A 19957-nucleotide genomic window follows, 5' to 3' on the forward strand; every position below is an offset into this window, starting at 1 on the left:
CCCAGGCATGCATCTTACCGGATGCCAGCGGCATGGTCGCCGCCCTGTCAGCCGGCCAGGAAGTCGAGCAGGGTCAGGGCGACGATCTTGCTGGCCTTGCGCAAATCATCGAGCGCCAGGCGCTCGTCGGCCTTCTTCGCGTTCGACTCGGGCACCGTGCGCGGGCCGGCGCCATACAGCACGGCGGGGATGCCCCGCTCGCCATACAGGCGCGCATCGGCATACAGGGGCGTGCCGACGGCGGGTATCGTCTCGCCGAGGATGGCTTGCGCATTCTTTTGCAGGCTGCCGACCAGCTGCTCGGAACCGGGCAAGGGCCGCAGCGCATGCGACAGCAGCAGGCGGCGGATCTCGATGCGGATGCCGGGCTCGCCCCGCACGGCGTCTTCGATCAGCGCGCGTACCTGCGCTTCCACCGCCACCGGATCTTCCTCCGGGATCATGCGGCGATCCATCTTCATGACGACCTTGCCCGGCACCACATTCGTATTCGTGCCGCCGTCGATGCGGCCCACCAGCATGGTGGGCGAGTCGATGCCGGCAACTTTCGATTTGATCTTCTTCAGTTCCGGCAACTGGCCGTAAATGGCGTTGAGGATCTTGTTGGCCGCCTGCAGCGCATCGTGGCCCGTTTCCGGCATGGAGCCATGTCCCGCCTTGCCGTGCACGGTGATCTCCAGCTGCAGGCAGGCGTTGTGCGCCGTGACGATGCCGTAGCTGAAACCGGCGGCGATGACGAAATCGGGCTTCGTCAGCTGCTGTTCCAGCAGCCAGCCCGGCCCCAGCAAGCCGCCGAATTCCTCGTCGTAGGTAAAATGCAGTTCCAGCTGCCCCTTCAGGGGTATGCCCAGCGCTTCGAGGGCGCGCGCGGCAAACACATAGGTGGCGAAATCGCCTTTCGACACGGCCGTCGCGCGGCCGTAGATATAGCCGCCGTCGATCTGGCCGCCGTATGGCGGATACGTCCAGTTGTCGCCGGGCGGCACCACGTCGCCATGCGCATTCAGGGCCACCGTCGGTCCGCCTGCCGCATACGGCCGGCGCACGATCAGGTTGGTGATGCTCTGCATGCCGTACGCTTCGACCTGGTCCGCTGGCACGGCATGCTGTTCGGCGTTCCAGCCATACGCCTGCAGCAGTTGCGCGACCAGCTCCGCATGGGGCGCGTTGTTGCCGGGCGGCGTATCCGTCGGCTGCTGCACCACCTGCTGTAAAAAGGCGACCTCCTCGTCGAAGTGGTCATCGATCCAGGCCGTGATTTTTTCCGCTTGCGTAGTCATTTCTCTCCTTGCATGGTCTGTTGCAGCCAGGCGCCCAGTTTGCTGCGCTCGGCCTCCGTCATATTCGTCAGGTTCCCGATCGGCATGGCCTTCAATTCGATGGCCTGCTTGTAGATTTGCGCCGCGTGCTGGCGAATCTCCGTTTCATTATCCAGCATCATGCCGGCCGGCGCCGTGGCGAAACCCGCTTGCGTTGGCTGTGCCGAATGGCAGGTGGCGCAGCGCTGGGCGATGATGGCATGCACGGCCACGAATTGCGCTGCCGGGTCCACCGCCGGCGCGGTCGCCGCGACCACGGGTGCCTTGGGCGCGATGGCCACGGCCACGCCCACCAGCAGGGCCACGCCGAGGGCCGGATAGCGCCACTCGACACGGCCCTTGTGACGCAGGTTGAAGAAGTGGCGGATGAAGACGCCGGCTGCCATGATCAGCGCCAGCACCAGCCAGGCATGGTCGTTGCGGTAGGTCATCGCGTAGTGGTTGCTGATCATGATGAACAGCACGGGCAACGTAAAATAATTGTTATGCACGCTGCGCTGCTTGGCTTTCAGGCCATGTTCGGGATCGGGCAGCTTGCCGGCGGCCATGGCTTCGACCATCTTGCGCTGGCCGGGAATGATCAGCATCAGCACATTGGCCACCATGATGGTGCCTATCATGGCGCCCACGTGGATGTAGGCGGCGCGCCCGCTGAGCAAATGCGTGAGCACGTACGCGGCGCCGACGATCAGCGCAAACACCGTCACGCCGAACCACAATTCATATTGCGCCAGCTTCGAGCGGCACAGCAGGTCGTACACGGTCCAGCCGATGACGAGGGTGGCGATGCCGATGCCGACGGCCTGGCCGCTGCTGATATCGGCCACGGCCTTGTCGATCATCATGGCCTGCGCATTGAAATAGTAGGCGATGGTCAGCAGCGCAAAACCGGACAGCCAGGTGGAATACGCTTCCCACTTGAACCAGTGCAACTCTTTCGGCAGTTCGGCAGGCGCCACCAGGTATTTCTGCGGATTGTAGAAGCCGCCGCCATGCACGGCCCACAGTTCGCCCGAGACGCCTTTCTTCGCCAGCTCGGAGCCGGGTGCGGGCGGACGTATGGAATTGTCGAGCCAGACGAAATAAAAGGAAGCGCCGATCCAGGCGATGCCCGTGATGACGTGCAACCAGCGGACGATCAGGTTCAGCCATTCAAGGCCATACGGGATCAGGTAAGCGAAGACTTCCATACATTTCCTTGAGTCAGACTGAACCAATATTCATGCCAATCTACACAAGATAAACGGATTTGCCGCCCGCCACATGAAAACTATCGTATATTTGACATATTCAAATTGATATACAACAAAGCCGCCGCCACATGTCCAGCCTGCCGCAACACCTCGACCTGCACCTGATCCGCATCCTTTACCTGCTGCTGGTGGAAAAGAATGTCTCGCGCGTGGCGCTCAAACTCAATCAGCCGCAGCCGTCGATTTCCGCCTCCCTGCGCAAGCTGCGCGAATTGACGGGCGACCCGCTGCTGGTGCGCGGCGCGCGCGGCATGGTGCCGACCCAGCACGGCGAAAGCCTGCTCAATCCGGCCAAGCGCATCCTCGACCAGACGGAAAGCCTGTTCGTCAAGAAGACGCCGTTCGTGGCGCAGGAAGAAGCGCGCACCTTCCATATCGCCGCGCCCGATTACCTGGACAGCCAGTTCCTGCCCAACGTCGTGGCCTTGCTGCGCCGCGGTTCGCCGAAAAGCCGCGTCGTGCTGCATAGCCTGGGGCCGGGCATCGATCATATCCGCCAGCTCTCCGACGGCGGCCTGGACCTGGTGATCGCCAACTGGGACGAGCCGCCCGCCCATCTGCACATCTCGAAGCTGTTCGAAGACCCCATCATCTGCGCCATGCATGCGGAAAACGCCTATGCCCGCCGCACGGCCAGCGATGCCATGACCCTCGACGATTATCTGAGCCTGCCCCATGTGGCGCCGTCGCAGATGATGCCCGGCTACCACGGCGTGATCGACTCCTTCCTCGAGCGGCAGAACCTGCAGCGCAACGTGGTGGTGGAATCGGCGTATTTCGGCCTGATTCCCTACATGCTGACGCAGACGGACCTGGTACTGACGACGGGGCGGCAATTCATGCGCTTCTATGAAAAGACCCTGCCGCTGAAAACGTACACCGTCCCCCTGAAATTCCCGCCAATGCGTTTTTACCAGCTGTGGCACCAGCGCGTGCACCAGGCGCCCGAACACAAATGGCTGCGCGACCAGGTCAGCGCGGCCGCCAAGGCGCTGGTGCAGCGATAGCCGCTATCAGCGCGCGCATATAATGGATGCCGGAACAGGGCGCTATCATCACCGCTTGCATGATCGGAAAACCATGACCACCCTTTCAGACCTGAACGCCGGCAGCCAGGCCGATTTTATCGCGCACTTGCATGGCATCTACGAACACTCGCCCTGGATACCCCTGCGCGCGGCTGCCGCCCGGCCGTTTGCCAGCCTGACGGCCCTCAAGACGGCGCTGCAGCGCGTGCTGGCGCAAGCCTCGCCCGAAGAGCAGCTGGGCCTGATCCGCGCCCACCCTGAACTGGCCGGCAAGGCCGCCATCGCAGGCCAGCTGACGGCGGAATCGACGCGCGAACAGGCCAAGTCCGGCCTGAACCTGTGCAGCCCCGAGGAATTTGCCACCCTGCAACACCTCAACAGCGAATACAACGCCAAGTTCGGCTTTCCCTTCATCCTGGCCGTCAAAGGGCCGACCGGTGAAGGCTTGACGCGGCAGGACATCATCGCCACGTTTGCGCGGCGCCTGAAGAACCGGCGCGCCGACGAACTGGCCGAGTCGCTGCGGCAAATCAAGCGCATCGCCGAACTGCGCCTGAACGAGCTGTTCGACGTACGCCTGGAGTTTGGCCCAGCCATCATGCAGCAGGCGGAAACCCTGGCCGGCTGGAGCGACAGCGATTACAACCTGACCTGCGCCTACCTGACGCCGGCGCACCGCAAAACGGCGGCGCAGCTGGCCGACTGGATGCGGGACGCAGGCATGCAGGTGGAGATCGACGCCGTCGGCAATGTCGTCGGCCGCTATCTGTCCGACAATTCCGGCGCCAAAACCCTGATGACGGGATCGCACTACGACACCGTGCGCAACGGCGGCAAGTACGATGGCCGCCTGGGCATCGTGCTGCCGATCGCCGTCGTGCGCCACCTGCACGAACGGGGCGAAAAGCTGCCGTTTCATTTCGAGGTCGTCGGCTTCGCCGAGGAGGAAGGCGTGCGCTTCAAGAGCACCTTCCTCGGCAGCACGGCCGTCACGGGCAAGTTCGACCTGTCGCTGCTGGAACAGCGTGATGCGGACGGCGTGAGCATGCGCGAGGCGCTGGCCGCTGCCGGCCACGAAGCGGCGGCCATCAGCGCCATCGCGCGCGATGCCAGCGACTTGCTTGGCTATGTGGAGGTGCATATCGAACAGGGCCCGGTGCTGCTGGAGCGCGACCTGCCGCTGGGCATCGTCACGGCGATCGCCGGCAGCTCGCGCTACCTGGTCAATCTTGGTGGCGTGGCCAGCCATGCGGGCACCACGCCCATGAGCATGCGCAAGGATGCGGCCAGCGCGGCGGCCGAAATCATCCTTCTGGTGGAGCAGCGTTGCAGCCAGGGCGAGGCACTGGTAGGCACAGTGGGCCAACTGAACGTGCCCAACGGCTCCGTCAACGTGATCGCCGGTGCCTGCACGCTGTCGCTCGACATCCGCGCGGCCAGCGATGCGGTACGCCAGGCTGCCGTCGACGATATTCTCGATGGCATCGCCGCCGTCTGCGCGCGGCGCCAGATCGACTACCAGCTGGAACTGCTGCTGTCGGCGCGCGCGGCGCCATGCGCGCCATGGTTGATGGCGCAGCTGGCGCAAGCCGTGGAATCCGTCGGCATCGCACCGTATGCGCTGCTGTCGGGCGCCGGCCACGACGCCATGGCCATGGCCGCCATCACCGACGTGGCGATGCTGTTTACCCGCTGCGGCAATGGAGGTATCAGCCACAACCCGCTGGAAACCATGACGGCCGACGACGCCGATATCGCGGCGCAGGCGCTGCTGGCGTTCCTGCGCAACTTCCAAGCCAAGCCCGCGCTGGCTTGAGCGCCATGGACAAGGCCGTCGAACTACGGCGCAGCAAGCGCCTGGCACTGTCCTTCCTGCTGGCCGCCAGCGTCCTGTTTGTCGTCACGGCCTGCCTGCCGCGCAGCCTGTTGGTCGATGCATTGAAAGCGGTGTCGGAGGCGGCCATGGTCGGCGCGCTGGCCGACTGGTTCGCCGTCACCGCCCTGTTCCGCAAAATTCCCATCCCCTTCATTTCACGCCATACGAACATCATCCCCAGGGAAAAAGACAGGATTGCCGTCAATCTGGCCACCTTCGTCCGGGACAAGTTCCTCGATACGGCATCGCTGCTGGCCCTGATCGAGAAGCACGATCCGGCCAGAATGATAGGCGAATGGCTGACGGCACCGGCCAATACCAGCCTGCTGGGCAGCTACCTGACAAAGCTGCTGGGTACAGCTCTGGACATGACGGACGACGAGCGCATACGGCCCTTCATGAAAAAGGCGTTCGACGCGGCGCTCGACAAGGTAGACCTGTCGCAATCGGCAGCAGCGTTGCTGGAAGCGCTGACGGCCGACGGACGCCACCAGGCCCTGCTCGACGATATCATCGACAAGCTGGTGACGGTGATGCGCGAACCGCACAGTCGCGAGCTGATTGCCGACAGCATCATCAGCTGGCTCAAAACGGAACATCCACGCAAGGAAAAGGTCCTGCCGACATCATGGCTGGGGGAGCATGGCGCGGAACTGATCGCCGGCGCCCTCGACGCCACCTTGCGCCGCATTGCCCAGGATCCCGCTCACCAGCTCAGACACAAGGTCGACGAGGCCATGCAACAGCTGGTCTTGCGCCTGAAAACCGATCCCGCCTTTCTCGCGCGGGGCGAAGCGATCCGCGCGCAGCTGCAGAATGACACGCTGCTGACGCAGTATCTGTACGGCCTGTGGGAGCAATTGCGCTCCTGGCTGAAACGCGATCTCGAATCCAGCGACTCCGTGCTGCATGGGCGAGTCGCCGGCATGGGCGCCTGGATCGGCAGGGAGCTGGCGCACAACGCGCAGTTGCGCGCCTCGCTCAATGAACGGATGCAGGATGCGGCTCGCTCCATGGCCCCCGATTTTGCGCAGTTCCTCACGCGCCACATCGGCGACACCGTCAAGAACTGGGACCCACAGGATATGTCGCGCCAAATCGAACTACAGATCGGCAAGGATCTGCAATACATCCGCATCAATGGCACTATCGTGGGCGGCGCCATCGGCCTGCTGCTGTTTGGCAGCTCGCAGCTGATCGCGCTGCTACGCGCAATGTAACGCTTAAACGACCACGGCCCGCTCCAGCATCGCATGCAGCAGCACATTGCAGCCCGCTTCCAGGTGCTCGGGCCTGGCATCTTCGATTTCATTGTGGCTGATGCCGTCCTTGCACGGCACGAAGATCATGCCGGCTGGCGCCAGCCTGGCAGCGTAGATGGCGTCGTGGCCGGCGCCGGACACCACGTCCATCACGGAGTAGCCGAGTTTTTCAGTCGCATTGCGCACGGCGCCCACGCAGTCGGGGTGGAACGGGCATGGCGGGTAATAGGACACCCTTTCCAGTGAAATTCCCAAGCCTGTTTTTTCGCGCGTGGCGTCGATGAAAGCCGTGATCTCGCCATGCATGGTATTGAGCAGTTCGTCGTTCACGTTGCGCAGGTCGATGCTGAACTTGACCTCGCCGGGGATCACGTTGCGGCTGTTCGGGAAGACCTGCACCATACCCACCGTGCCGCGCCCGTACGGCGGGTAGCGGTTGGCAATGGCGACGACTTCCTGCATGATGGTGGTGGCCACCTGCAGCGCATCCTTGCGCAAGCCCATGGGCGTGGGACCGGCATGCGCTTCCATGCCCGTCACCACGCAGTCGTACCACGACAGGCCCATCACGGCCGGCACCACGCCGATGATTTTATCGGCGTCTTCCAGCACGGGTCCCTGCTCGATATGCGTTTCAAAATAGGCGCCGATGGGATGGTCGCCCGGCACCTGCTCACCCTTGTATCCGATGCGCGCCAGCTCCTCGCCCACGGTCTTGCCTTCCGTGTCCTTGGCTGCATACGCCGTCTCGAGCGAGAAGGCGCCGCAAAATACGCCCGAGCCCATCATCACCGGCACGAAGCGCGAACCTTCCTCGTTGGTCCAGAAGGCCACCTCGATCGGCGATCGCGTCTTGATCTTCAGATCGTTCAGGGTGCGTACCACTTCCAGGCCCGCCAGCACGCCGTAATTGCCGTCGAACTTGCCGCCCGTGGGCTGCGTATCGATGTGGCTGCCCGTCATCACGGGCGGCAAGGTATTGTCGGTGCCGTCGCGGCGCATAAAGACATTGCCGATCTGGTCGATCGTGATGCTCATGCCCGCCTCCCTGCCCCAGCGCACCACCAGGTCGCGGCCTTCCTTGTCGAGGTCCGTCAGGGCCAGGCGCTTGACGCCGCCCTTCGCCGTCGCGCCGATACGCGCCAGTTCCATCAGGGCCGCCCACAACCGTTCGCCATTAATGCGTAGATCATCCATTATTGTCTCCTGAATTCATGCGGTGGTGGCGGTAAACGCCGGGCGTTCGATATAGCGCCCTGCACCCTCGACGGCCGTCAGTTCGCCCTGGTGGAACACCACCTTGCCGGCGGCAATCGTGGTGCGGGGAATGCCGCGCACGGTGCGCCCTTCGAAGACGTTGAAGCCCCCTTTGGCGAACTGCGTGGCGGCGGAAATGGTGCGCGTGCCTTGCGGGTCCCACAGCACGATGTCGGCATCGCTGCCTGCGGCGATGACGCCCTTGCGTGGATACATATTGAAGATTTGCGCCGCATTGGTCGATGACACCTTGACGAAGTCGGACGGCGTGAGCATGCCGGAATTGACGCCCGCATCCCACACCACGGCCATGCGTTCCTCGACGCCGCCGCAGCCGTTCGGGATGCGCGTAAAGTCGTTCTTGCCGGCCCCCTTCTGCTCGGCGCAAAAGGTGCAGTGGTCGGTGGCCGTCGTGTGCAAGTTGCCGCTTTGCAGGCCGTGCCACAAGGCCGCCTGATGGTGCTTGCCGCGGAACGGCGGGCTCATGACGTGGCCCGCCACATAATCGAAATCGTCGCTCTGATAGACGCTGTCGTCGATCACCAGGTGGCCCGCCAACGCTTCGCCATACACGCGCTGGCCGTTGGCGCGCGCGCGCGTGATGGCGTCGAGCGACTCGGCGCACGAAACGTGCACGATGTACACGGGGGTATTCAAGACATTGGCGATGGCGATGGCGCGGTTGGCCGCCTCGGCTTCCACGGCCGGTGGGCGCGACAGCGGATGCGCCTGCGGCCCGGTAATCCCCTTCTTCAGCAAGGCTTGCTGCAATTGAAAAACCAGCTCGCCATTCTCCGCATGCACAGTGGGCAGCGCTCCCAGTTCCAGCGAGCGGGTAAAGCTCTTCACCAGGGTTTCATCATCGGCCATGATGGCGTTTTTATAGGCCATGAAGTGCTTGAAGCTGTTCACGCCATGCTCACGCACGAGGATGCCCATCTCTTCATGTACCTGTTCGCTCCACCAGGTGATCGCCACGTGGAAGGTGTAGTCGCCGGCCGCCTTGGCCGACCACGCGCGCCACTGGTGATACGCCTCGATCAGCGATTGCTTCGGCGCGGGGATAACGAAGTCCATGATGGTGGTGGTGCCGCCCGCCAGTCCCGCCGCCGTGCCCGTGAAAAAATCGTCGGCCGTCACGGTACCCATGAAAGGGAGGTTCATGTGCGTATGCGTGTCTATCCCGCCCGGCATCACGTACAGGCCGCCCGCGTCGATCACGGTGGCGCCGGCCGGCAGCGCCAGATTCTCGCCGACGGCGGCGATGGTGTCGCCCTCGATCAGCACATCGGCGCGAAACGCGCGGTCGGCGTTGACGACGGTCCCTCCACGTATCAGTATGGTCATCTTGTCTCCTTCTCGAAAAGATCAGGACTGCGGCGCCTGCTGCGCGTGCGCCACCACTTTGCCCTTCATCATGACGCCGTAAACGACCGCGGCGATGGCCACGCCCACGAACCAGGCATAGGTGTAGACGGCTTTGAAGCCTTCGCCCACGCCGGGAAACGCCGTGGGAAAGGCTGCGTTCAAAAAGCCCGGGATATTCGGCAGCACGGCGATGACAAAGGCGATCAACGCCGCCATGTTCCAGCCACTGCCGTACGAGTAGACGCCATCGTCGCGGTACAACTGCCTGACGTCGAGCTGCGTCTTGCGCACAAAGTAATAGTCGACGATGAGGATGCCGGCGATGGGGCCCAGCAGGGCCGAGTAGCCGATCAGCCAGGTAAAGATATAGCCCTGCGTCGATTCAAGCACCTTCCACGGCATCATGACGATGGCGATGAAGGCCGTGATGTAGCCCCCCATCTTGTACGAAATCTGCTTCGGCGCCAGCGAGGAAAAGTCGTAGGCCGGCCCCACCAGGTTGGCCGCCAGGTTGACGCTGACGGTGTCGATCAGGAGGATGATCAGCGCGATCAGCACGGCGGCGCCCGTCATGCGGCTGGCCAGGTCGACGGGGTCCCAGATGGCCTTGCCGTACATGACGACCGAACCGGCGGTAACGATCACGGCCAGCATGGCCAGCAATCCCATGGGCACGGGCAGGCCGACCGACTGGCCCACGATCTGGTCGCGCTGCGTCTTGGCGAAACGCGTGAAGTCGGGAATGTTCAAGGCCAAGGTGGCCCAGAACCCCACCATGGCGGTGAGCGACGGCCAGAAGACGCTCCAGAACTGGCCCGCCTTCTTGCCGCCGGGGATGAATTGCGATGGCTGGTCCAGCAGGCTGGCGACGCCGCCGGCCTTGCTGTGCACCCAGTACAGCAGCACGAAGCAGATGAGGATTTTCAGCGGCGCCGTATAGGTTTCGAGTTTACGAATCGATTCCATGCCGTGCAGGATGTAATAAAACTGGATGGCCCAAAAGGCCAGGAAGCACAGCAACTGGCTGCCGTTGATGCCCAGGCCCGCTATCTTCTCGCCGCCCAGTTCATGCCCCATCAGCACGCCCATCAGGGTGTAGATCATCTGCCCGCCGAACCAGGTCTGGATGCCATACCAGCCGCAGGCGACAATGGCGCGCATCAGCGCGGGCAGGCGCGCGCCCATGGTGCCGAACGAGGCGCGCGCCAGCACCGCATACGGAATGCCGTACTTGGTGCCCGCATGACCGATCAGCAGCATCGGCAAGAGCACAATGGCGTTGGCGAGAAATACCGTGAGCACGGCCTGGTAACCGGACATGCCGCTGTCGATCAGGCTGGCCGACAGGGTGTAGGCGGGAATGCACATCACCATGCCCACCCACAGCGCGGCAAAGTGATACCAGCGCCAGGTGCGCTGCGCCGCCGTGGTGGGCGCCAGGTCTTCATTCCAGAGTTGCGTGTTGCCTGAATAGTCGTGGTTCACAGGGATGCTCCATCGGTTGGGAGGTTGGGCGTTTTAGAAACGGCTGCGGCCTAGCTTACTGCAAAGTTAGGCAACTGTTTATAAAATATGCGTACGCAAGAAGCGTGCCCTATGCCGTCTCCGCCAACGCTCTTGGGTTGCGTGGATCCTGAGTCCAGTTCATGTACGGCTTGCCTGTCGTCTGCGGCACCATCGTGATGCACCCCTGCACCGGACAGGTGATTTCGCACAGGTTGCAGCCTACGCATTCCTCCTTGATCACTTCATATGTGCGCATGCCGGCGGCGTCGATCAGTTGCGCAATCGACTGGTGCGACGTGTCTTCGCAAGCCACATAACACTTGCCGCATTTGATGCAGTCGTCCTGGTTGATCTGTGCGATCACCTGGTAATTCATGTCCAGGTATTTCCAGTCCGTCGTGTTGGCCACAGCCTTGCCGGAAAAATCGCTGATGCGTGCATAGCCCTTCTCGTCCATCCAGCGCGACAGCCCATCCTTCATCTCTTCGACGATGCGGAAACCATGCAGCATGGCGGCCGTGCACACCTGCACGCAGCCGGCGCCCAGGGCGATGAATTCGGCCGCATCACGCCAGTTGCCGATGCCGCCGATGCCGGAAATGGGCAAGCCCCGCGTCTGCGGATCGCGGGCGATTTCCGCCACCATGTTCAGGGCGATGGGTTTCACGGCCGCGCCGCAATAGCCGCCGTGCGTGCTGGCGCCGCCCACGATGGGCAAGGCCACCATGCGGTCCAGGTCCAGCGAGGTGATGGAATTGATGGTGTTGATCAGCGAGACGGCGTCCGCGCCGCCCGCCTTGGCCGCGCGCGCCGGCATGCGCACGTCCGTGATGTTGGGTGTGAGCTTGACGATGACGGGTAACTTGCTGTGTTTCTTGCACCAGGCGGTGACCATCTGCACGTACTCGGGCACCTGGCCCACGGCCGCTCCCATGCCCCGTTCCGGCATGCCGTGCGGGCAGCCGAAATTGAGCTCGATGCCGTCCGCCCCCGTCGCCTCGACCTTCGGCAAAATATCGGCCCAGTAGTGCTCTTCGCAGGGCAGCATCAGGGAGACGATCATGGCGCGGTCGGGCCAATCCTTTTTCACTTGCGTGATTTCGCGCAGGTTGATCTCCAGCGAACGGTCGGTGATCAGCTCGATGTTATTGAAGCCGACCACTTCGCGGTTCTTGCCGTACAGGGCGGAATAGCGCGACGAGACGTTGACGGCGGCAGGGTCTTCACCGAGCGTTTTCCACACGACGCCGCCCCACCCCGCCTCGAAGGCGCGCACCACGTTATACGCCTTGTCGGTCGGTGGCGCGGACGCCAACCAGAAGGGATTCGGCGCCTTGATGCCGCAAAATTCGATGCTGAGATCAGCCATTATGCAGCCTCCACTTTATTCAACAAATCGGAATGAATGGCCAGTGCGGCCAGCTTGCCATGCTGGACGGCCTGCACCGTCAAGTCCTGCCCCGGCGCCACGCAGTCGCCGCCCGCATAGATCCCCGGCAGCACCGTGCGAAAGCCTGCGTCGACGGCGATCTTGTCGCCTTCGCGCTGCAGCAATGACGCCATCGGGTCATCCAGCACCTGCGTATCGAGGCTCTGGCCGATGGCCTTGAAGATGGCGTCGGCCGCCACGTCGAACGTTTCGCCCGTGCCCGCCAGGCGCGTGCCCTCCATCCGCGTTTTCTCGAAACGCATGCCCGCCACCTTGCCCTCGCTATCGAGCAGCACCTGCTGCGGCTGGGCCCACGTCAGCATGCGCACCTGGTTGGCCTTGGCGATCTCCTGTTCATGGTGGGTGGCCGTCATGGCGTCGAAGCCGCGCCGGTACACCAGGGTGACTTCCTCGGCGCCCAGGCGCTGGATCTGCACGGCCATGTCGATGGCCGTATTGCCGGCGCCAATCACGATGGCTCGTTTCGGCACGGGCAGCGCGGCCAGATCGTCCGCCTGGCGCAGCGCGCCGATATAGTCGACGGCGGCCAGCAATCCCGGCGCCTCCTCGCCCGTCAAGCCCAGCTCGCGGCTGGCGCCCAGGCCCAGGCCGAGGAAGACGGCGTCGTACTGCGCATGCAGGTCGCGCAGCTGCAGGTTCTCGCCCAGCACCTGGCGACATCGGATGGTGATGCCGCCTACGCCCAGCAGGAAGTCGATTTCCTTCTGCGCGAAATCGTCCGTCAGCTTGTACTTGGCGATGCCGTATTCATTCAAGCCACCCGCCTTGCCTTCCCTTTCAAAGATCACCACGTCGTGGCCCAGCATGGCCAGGCGGTGCGCGCACGACAGGCCCGCCGGCCCCGCGCCGACGATGGCGACGGTCTTGCCCGTGCTTGCCGCCCGTTTGAACGGGTGGCCGGCAAAGTGCATGTGGTCGACGGCGTAGCGCTGCAAGAGGCCGATCTTGACGGGCTGGCCTTCGGCGTCATGGTTGCGCACGCAGACGTCTTCGCACAGGATTTCCGTCGGGCAGACGCGCGCGCAGCTGCCGCCCAGGATGTTCTGTTTCAGGATGCCGGCGGCGGCGCCGTTGATGTTCTTGTCGTGGATATTGCGGATGAAGCTGGCCACGTCGATTTCCGACGGACAGATGCGGCTGCACGGTGCGTCGTAGCAATACAGGCAGCGGGCGCTTTCGATGGCGGCCTGGCGTGCGCTCAAGGGAGGCGCCAGGTCCGTAAAGTGGCCCGCCAATTCATCACTGGGCAGCGCGGAATGCGGTAAATAGTTCAGGGACTCGATCATCGCGGTTTCCTTTTTTTGTGCGGCCGATGTTGAATGTAAAACCCTTACTTCATCTGGGGAAAAGCAAATTCCACACCAGCGCTTGCCGTGTTCGGCCAGCGCTGCATCACGGCCTTGTGGCGCGTGTAGAAACGCACGCCTTCGGGGCCATACGCGTGGTGGTCGCCGAACATGCTGCGCTTCCAGCCGCCAAAGCTGTTGAAGGCCATCGGCACGGGCAAGGGGACGTTGACGCCCACCATGCCGACCTGGATCTGGCGCACGAATTCGCGCGCCACGCCGCCGTCGCGCGTGTAGATGGCCACGCCGTTGCCATACTCGTTGGCGTTGATCAGCTCCACCGCCTGCACCACGTCAGGACACCGCAGCACGCACAGCACGGGGCCGAAAATCTCTTCCTTGTAGATGCGCATGTCGCGCGTGACGTGGTCAAATAACGTACCGCCGACAAAGAAGCCATTCTCGCGGCCCGCCACCACATGGTTGCGTCCATCGACCACCAAAGTCGCGCGCTGCTCCACGCCGGAGGCGATCAGTTTTTCGATGCGCTGCTTGGCCGCCAGCGACACGACCGGTCCCATTTCCGCACCATCTTCCATGCCGTCGCGCACTTTCAGTGCGGCCGTGCGCGTTGCCAGTGCATCGATCAGTTTGTCGCCCGCGTCGCCCACGGCCACCACGACGGAGATCGCCATGCAGCGTTCGCCCGCCGAACCGTAGGCCGCGCCGATCAGCGCGTCGACCGTCATCTCCATGTCCGCGTCGGGCATCACCACCATGTGGTTCTTCGCGCCGCCCAAGGCTTGCACGCGCTTGCCGCTGGCGCTGCCGCGTGCATAGATGTATTCGGCGATCGGCGTCGAGCCGACAAAGCTGATCGCCTGCACCACGGGGTGGTCAAGCAGGGCATCGACCGTCACTTTATCTCCCTGCACCACGTTGAAGACGCCGTCGGGTAAACCTGCATCCTTGAGCAATTTCGCGTGCAGCAGCGAGGCCGACGGATCGCGCTCGGACGGTTTCAAGACGAAGGTATTGCCGCAGGCAATCGCCACCGGGAACATCCACATCGGCACCATCACGGGAAAATTAAATGGCGTGATGCCGGCCACCACGCCCAGCGCCTGGCGCATGGACCAGGCATCGATGCCGCGCGAAATCTGGTCCGTGAATTCGCCTTTCAGCAGTTGCGGTATGCCGACGGCAAACTCCACCATCTCGATACCGCGCGCCACTTCGCCCTGGGCATCGGCAAAGGTCTTGCCATGCTCGCGCGTGAGCATGGCGGCAAATTCGTCCGTGTGCTGCTGGCACAGCTGCAGGTAGCGGAACAGGACCCTGGCGCGCGTCAGCGGCGGCGTGGCCGACCACGAGGGGAAGGCGGCGGCGGCAGCCTGCACGGCCGCGTCCACGTCTTCCAAGGTGCCCAGCGCCACGCGCGCCACAGGCTGGCCCAGGGCCGGGTTGTACACGTCGCCGTAGCGGCCGCTTTGCGTGTCGACTTTGGCGCCGTTGATGTAGTGGGTGATGGTGTCGAGGTTGTTCATTGGTTTTCCATTTTTAAACCCAGAGGCAAAGACTGGGGTCGGACCCTCAGGGTCCGACCCCGGCTCTTGTTTTGGGTTTGCCGTTCAATCGAGATTTTTGAGTACCGTCGCCAGCTTGCCAAACAGCTCGTCGACATGCTGTTTTTCCAGCACCAGCGGCGGTGACAGGGCGATGATGTCGCCCGTCGTGCGTATCAGCACGCCGTCGGCGAAGGCCTGCTTGAAGGCGTTGAAGGCGCGCGCGCCGGGTTTGCCGGCGATGGGATCGAGTTCGATGCCGGCGATCAGGCCAATGCTGCGCAGGTCGATCACGTGCGGCAAGCCTTTCAGCGAATGCACGGCGTCGCTCCAATACGCCTGCATCGCTTTAGCGTGCCCCAGGATGTCCTGCTCCTCGAACACCTGCAAGGTAGCCAGCGAGGCGGCGCAGGCCAGCGGGTGGCCGGAATACGTATAGCCGTGGAACAGCTCGATGCCCGGTGGCGCATCCATGAAGGCATCGTGGATGTATTTTTTGCTGAATACGGCGCCCATCGGCACCATGCCGTTGGTCAGGCCCTTGGCCGTCGTCATCAGGTCCGGTTCGACGTCGAAATAGTCGGCCGCGAACGGCGTCGTCATGCGGCCGAAACCCGTGATGACTTCATCGAAGATCAGGAGGATGCCGTGCTTGGTGCACAGTTCGCGCAAGCGTTTCAGATAGCCTTTCGGCGGGATCAGCACACCCGTGGAACCGGCCACCGGTTCGACGATGACGGCGGCAATCGTCGAGGCGTCGTGCAGGGCGACGATGCGTTCGAGCTCGTCGGCCAGGTGAGTGCCATATTCGGGCTCGCCCACCGTGTAGGCGTTCCTGTCCAGGTTGTGCGTGTGCGGCAGGTGGTCGACGCCCGGCAGCAAGGGGCCGAAGGTCTTGCGGTTGCCGCCGATGCCGCCCACGGAAATGCCGCCGAAACCCACGCCGTGGTAACCGCGTTCACGGCCGATCAGGCGCGTGCGCGCGCCCTCGCCGCGCGCCCGGTGATAGGCCAGCGCGATCTTCAGGGCCGTGTCGACGGCTTCGGAACCGGAGTTGGTGTAGAAAACGTGGCCGAACTTGTGGCCCGTGTAGTCCATCAGTTTTTCCGCCAGGTCGAAGGCGGCCGGATGGCCCATCTGGAAGGTGGGCGCGAAGTCGAGCTGGCCCACCATCTCGCGGATGGCGCCGACGATCTTCGGCTGCGCATGGCCGCACGGCACGCACCACAGTCCCGCCGTGCCATCGAGGATGGCGTTGCCGTCGACGTCCTTGTAATACATGCCTTCGGCCGACACCAGCAAACGCGGATGGGCCTTGAAATCACGGTTATTCGTAAACGGCATCCAGAATGCCGACATCGATTCCGGCCTTGTTTCGTTCATGACCTTCTCCTTGGGATGGGCTGGCGCTGGGCCAGGATCGTTTTTGACGAAGCGCAAAATAATTTACCAGTTGGCAAAAAGCTGATGTAATAATAGACAGGCCATCCCCAATGGCACAGATACACAAACGGCAAAGTATCCCAACCGTACAGGTCGAAAAACCACTACAGTTTTGTGCAAGGCAGCATATGGAGCCACCGTGAAGCACAGCGACAGCACAGACGAAGCCCCCGAGCAAGCTAGCGGCTGGCCCGTGCTGGACATCGACCGCCAGAAAAAGGGCGGCCTTGTCGAGCAGATCGTCATCGCCATCAGCGTCATGGTGGGCAGCCGCGCCCTGCGCATCGGCACGAAAATGCCGTCCGTGCGCCAGTTTGCCCGCTGCAATGGCGTGTCGACGTTTACCGTCGTCGAATCGTACGATCGCCTGGTCAACCTGGGCCTGCTGTCGTCGCGGCGCGGTTCCGGCTATTTCGTCGCGCGCCACGATATCGCCGCCTCGCCCCAGGCGGTCGTGCATGCGAGTCCCACCGCCATCGATGCGCTCACGCCGGACCTGTACTCGGGCGTGTCCGACGCCCTGCCCGTGGGGGCAGGCTGGCTGCCGCCCGAGATGTATGGCGAAGCGACCGTGCTCGACGCCGTGCGACAGGCCATGCGCATTCCCGCCAGCCGCCTGCGCGGCTATGGCCACCCTCTCGGCTTTCCCTCGCTGCGCCAGCACCTGGCAACATGCCTGTCGGAAGAGCTGTTCCAGGTGCAGCAGGACCAGGTCTTGCTGACGCATGGCGCCACGCATGCTTTTGACTTGATTCTGCGCAGCCTGACCAAGCCAGGCGACACGGTGCTGGTGGAAGACCCCGGCTACAGCAACCTGCAGTCGCTGATACGCCATCATGGCTGCCTCCCCGTGGGCATCGCCCGCGGCGAGGCGGGCCTCGACCTCGATGCGCTGGCCGTTGAAGCCGCGCGCACGCAGCCGAAACTCATGTTCGTCAACACGGTGCTGCAAAATCCGCTTGGTACTTCCTTGAGCCAGGCACAAGCCCACCGCCTGCTGGCGCTGGCCGAGCAATTCGATTTCTGGCTGGTCGAGGACGATATCTACCGCGAACTGGCGGCGCGCGGCGAAGCGTCGCTGGCGGCCATGGATGGTTTGCGCCGCGTGATCCGCGTGGGCAGCTTTTCCAAGACCCTCTCGCCCGTGCTGCGCGTGGGGTCGATTTGTGCTTCGCCCTCGCTGGTGGCAGAACTGGTGCGCGTAAAAATGCTGGCGGGACTGACGACGTCGGAAATCAACGAGCGCGCCGTCTACCACGCCGTTTCCGCGCGGCCGTACAAGCGCATGGTGGAACGGCTGGTGGCGCAGCTCGATGCGGCCCGCGAGCGCAGCATCGACTGCCTGGCGCAGGCCGGCATGGCGCCCGTGGCGCGGCCCCGCGGCGGCATGTTCGTCAGCGCCGGCTGGCCTGATGTGCAGACGCCGGAATGGAACGGCAAGCTCATCGCCGACATGGCCTTGAAGGCCGGCATCCTGCTATCGCCAAACGAATTTTTCATGCTGCGCGCGCCCGAGACGGTGTGGTTCCGCTTCAACGTGGCCTACACCGACACCCCCGTGCTGCAGGCATTCCTGCAATCGATCCGACCTCGCTAGAGAACCCGCCATGGCCAGCGACAAATCCCTTGCCCTTCCCGTGAAAAATGCCGGCGGCCGGCGCCTGCAAAACCGCGACCGCCTGGAAGCGGACATTCTGGAACAGGCCGTGCGCGTCTTCGCGGAAAACGGCTATGAAGGCGCCTCGATCGCCACCATCGCCGAACGGGCAGGCCTGTCGAAGCAAAACCTGATGTATTACTTTCCCTCCAAGCAGCTGCTGTACCAGCGCGTCCTCGACGATGTACTCGACGACTGGCTGGCGCGCATGGAATCGCTGGCCAATGAACACGACGGTCCGCGCGACGTGCTGCGCGCCTACATCGGCGCCAAGCTGCGCTTTTCGCGCGAACAGCCGTGGGCCTCGCGCGTGTATGCGCTGGAAGTGATCAATGGTGCGCCCCTGTACGGCGACCAGATACGAGAAAGAGTCGTGCCCCTGCTGCGCAAGGATATCGCCGTCTTCGAAGCGTGGATCGCCGCCGGCAAGATCGCACCCGTCAACGCCACGCATCTGATGTTCGCCATCTGGGCCATGACGCAGTCGTATGCGGATTTTTCGGCGCAAATGGCCCTGGTGCTGGAACGCAAGCAGCTCACGCGCAAGGATTACGATGACGCCGAATCGCTGATCGTGCACATGGTGCTGGCCGCCATCGCCCTGCCAGTGCCGCCACCTGGCTGAGACAGCATCGCAGCCTGGCCGCACGCACTACATGTGATGAAATTTCCAACAAACAATCTTCCAGTGATAGCATGGCGCGCTGGAGCTTTTGCAATATTTCACGGGATAAGGAACAGGCATGAAACAATGGTTATCGGCGCGCACGGCGTCACTGCTGGGCAAAGGCGTTGCTGCGGCGCTGCTGGCGCTGGCATCGGGAGCGCAGGCACAGACATTTGGCATGATCGAAAACAAACCCTTGAGCGAAACCTGGCTGAATGCGGGGTTTTACTCGTATCATTTTCAACGCGATAAGAATCTGAACGACAGCAACCCGGGCCTGGGTGCCGAATACCGTTTTTCCACCGTGGCCTCGGCCACGGCCGGCCGCTTCTACAATAGCGACCGCGCCTACTCGAGTTATCTGGGCGTGTACTATCAACCCATCCAGATGGGGCCATTTCGCGTCGGCGCCGTCGTCGGCGGCTTCAGCGGTTATCCGAAAATGCGCGACGGCGGCTGGTTTCCCGCCCTGGTGCCCACCATCAGCTATGAATACCAGCGCGTGGGCGTGAATATCGCCATCGTGCCCTCCTACAAGGACCGGCTGTATGGCGCCCTCAGCTTCCAGCTAAAACTCAAGGTATTCGAATAGCCGTCTGTCCGCACCTGTCGCCGTTCGCTCCGCCATTCCTGCCATTCGTCGCACACGCCACGCCCGCCAGCGAGGTTTTGCCTATAGTGGCTTCATCGCCAGCATGCATGCGCAGCGGCACCCACGACGACAGGAGAACAGTATGAAAGACATCAATCCGGCACCGGGCAGCACTTCCTTCAGCGCTTTCTGGAACGAGTTGTGCGCATATGCACGCCAGGGCCTGGCCGCCTTGCGCGCCATGCCCTGGCCCATGCTGCTGGCGTGCTGTCTGGGCCTGGCGTTCGTGATCACCATCTTGCCGCTGGCGATCATGCTGTTTGCCCTCGTCATGCTGCTGAGATGGGCAAGCAACAGCGACGACGCAAGCGCGGACACGAAGACGGCGAACGCTCAGCAACCACCGCAATAAAATTTGCGTTGTGGCA

16 protein-coding genes are annotated in these 19957 nt (G+C 63.2%); 7 read left to right on the forward strand and 9 right to left on the reverse strand.

Translation table 11 applies throughout. From position 1 onward, the window contains the following. Positions 1–47: 47 nt before the first annotated feature. Both AC07VI_RS10775 and AC07VI_RS10780 read right to left on the reverse strand, forming a co-directional pair. On the reverse strand, positions 48–1280 hold the full coding sequence (locus AC07VI_RS10775; RefSeq protein WP_086145129.1) for a M20/M25/M40 family metallo-hydrolase: 1233 nt from the start codon (positions 1278–1280) through the stop codon (positions 48–50). Beyond that, a complete protein-coding gene (locus tag AC07VI_RS10780; RefSeq protein ID WP_492992631.1) occupies positions 1277–2509 on the reverse strand; it encodes a urate hydroxylase PuuD in 1233 nt (410 codons plus the stop codon). Before AC07VI_RS10780 ends, AC07VI_RS10775 begins: the two co-directional genes overlap by 4 nt. A gap of 131 nt (positions 2510–2640) precedes the next feature. Between AC07VI_RS10780 and AC07VI_RS10785 the strand changes: the two genes are divergently transcribed. The 3 genes from AC07VI_RS10785 to AC07VI_RS10795 all read left to right on the forward strand — a co-directional run bounded on the left by AC07VI_RS10785 (position 2641) and on the right by AC07VI_RS10795 (position 6696). Beyond that, positions 2641–3579: a LysR family transcriptional regulator gene (locus AC07VI_RS10785; RefSeq protein ID WP_034754583.1), complete on the forward strand. Its 939-nt coding sequence runs from the start codon at positions 2641–2643 to the stop codon at positions 3577–3579. A gap of 73 nt (positions 3580–3652) precedes the next feature. After that, positions 3653–5416: an allantoate amidohydrolase gene (locus AC07VI_RS10790; protein ID WP_099374744.1), complete on the forward strand. Its 1764-nt coding sequence runs from the start codon at positions 3653–3655 to the stop codon at positions 5414–5416. Between the two features lie 5 nt (positions 5417–5421). Beyond that, on the forward strand, positions 5422–6696 hold the full coding sequence (locus tag AC07VI_RS10795) for a DUF445 domain-containing protein (protein WP_492992628.1): 1275 nt from the start codon (positions 5422–5424) through the stop codon (positions 6694–6696). 3 nt (positions 6697–6699) lie between these two features. Here the strand turns inward: AC07VI_RS10795 and AC07VI_RS10800 are convergent, their stop codons facing one another. The 7 genes from AC07VI_RS10800 to aptA form a co-directional block, all read right to left on the reverse strand. Continuing rightward, positions 6700–7935 (reverse strand): Zn-dependent hydrolase, encoded by a 1236-nt coding sequence (locus AC07VI_RS10800; RefSeq protein ID WP_086145125.1) that lies wholly within the window; start codon positions 7933–7935, stop codon positions 6700–6702. Between the two features lie 15 nt (positions 7936–7950). Continuing rightward, positions 7951–9342 carry a dihydropyrimidinase gene (gene hydA, locus AC07VI_RS10805; protein ID WP_492992626.1) on the reverse strand — a complete coding sequence of 464 codons (1392 nt, stop codon included), beginning with the start codon at positions 9340–9342 and terminating at the stop codon, positions 7951–7953. Between the two features lie 21 nt (positions 9343–9363). Continuing rightward, complete coding sequence (locus AC07VI_RS10810) at positions 9364–10848, reverse strand: NCS1 family nucleobase:cation symporter-1 (RefSeq protein WP_086145123.1); 1485 nt, start codon at positions 10846–10848, stop codon at positions 9364–9366. 109 nt (positions 10849–10957) lie between these two features. Next, the gene (gene preA / locus AC07VI_RS10815) at positions 10958–12238 is read right to left on the reverse strand and encodes an NAD-dependent dihydropyrimidine dehydrogenase subunit PreA (RefSeq protein ID WP_492992624.1); all 1281 of its coding nucleotides are present in this window, start codon (positions 12236–12238) and stop codon (positions 10958–10960) included. After that, complete coding sequence (locus AC07VI_RS10820) at positions 12238–13605, reverse strand: NAD(P)-dependent oxidoreductase (RefSeq protein ID WP_099374746.1); 1368 nt, start codon at positions 13603–13605, stop codon at positions 12238–12240. Before AC07VI_RS10820 ends, preA begins: the two co-directional genes overlap by 1 nt. A 44-nt stretch (positions 13606–13649) precedes the next feature. After that, the gene (locus AC07VI_RS10825) at positions 13650–15152 is read right to left on the reverse strand and encodes a CoA-acylating methylmalonate-semialdehyde dehydrogenase (protein WP_492992622.1); all 1503 of its coding nucleotides are present in this window, start codon (positions 15150–15152) and stop codon (positions 13650–13652) included. A gap of 84 nt (positions 15153–15236) precedes the next feature. Continuing rightward, on the reverse strand, positions 15237–16553 hold the full coding sequence (gene aptA, locus AC07VI_RS10830; RefSeq protein ID WP_099419607.1) for an omega-aminotransferase AptA: 1317 nt from the start codon (positions 16551–16553) through the stop codon (positions 15237–15239). A 199-nt stretch (positions 16554–16752) separates the two neighbouring features. On the opposite strand from aptA, the gene AC07VI_RS10835 reads away from it, so the two are divergent. The 4 genes from AC07VI_RS10835 (at position 16753) to AC07VI_RS10850 (ending at position 19941) form a co-directional block, all read left to right on the forward strand. Beyond that, positions 16753–18210 carry an aminotransferase-like domain-containing protein gene (locus AC07VI_RS10835; RefSeq protein WP_086145118.1) on the forward strand — a complete coding sequence of 486 codons (1458 nt, stop codon included), beginning with the start codon at positions 16753–16755 and terminating at the stop codon, positions 18208–18210. 10 nt (positions 18211–18220) lie between these two features. Continuing rightward, entirely contained in the window at positions 18221–18895 is a 675-nt protein-coding gene (locus tag AC07VI_RS10840; RefSeq protein WP_099374750.1) for a TetR/AcrR family transcriptional regulator, read from the forward strand. Between the two features lie 118 nt (positions 18896–19013). Continuing rightward, complete coding sequence (locus AC07VI_RS10845; protein WP_492992619.1) at positions 19014–19529, forward strand: hypothetical protein; 516 nt, start codon at positions 19014–19016, stop codon at positions 19527–19529. A 142-nt stretch (positions 19530–19671) separates the two neighbouring features. Beyond that, complete coding sequence (locus AC07VI_RS10850; RefSeq protein ID WP_086145115.1) at positions 19672–19941, forward strand: hypothetical protein; 270 nt, start codon at positions 19672–19674, stop codon at positions 19939–19941. Positions 19942–19957 lie beyond the last annotated feature (16 nt).

Source organism: Janthinobacterium sp. GW821-FHT03A03, from assembly GCF_059421435.1.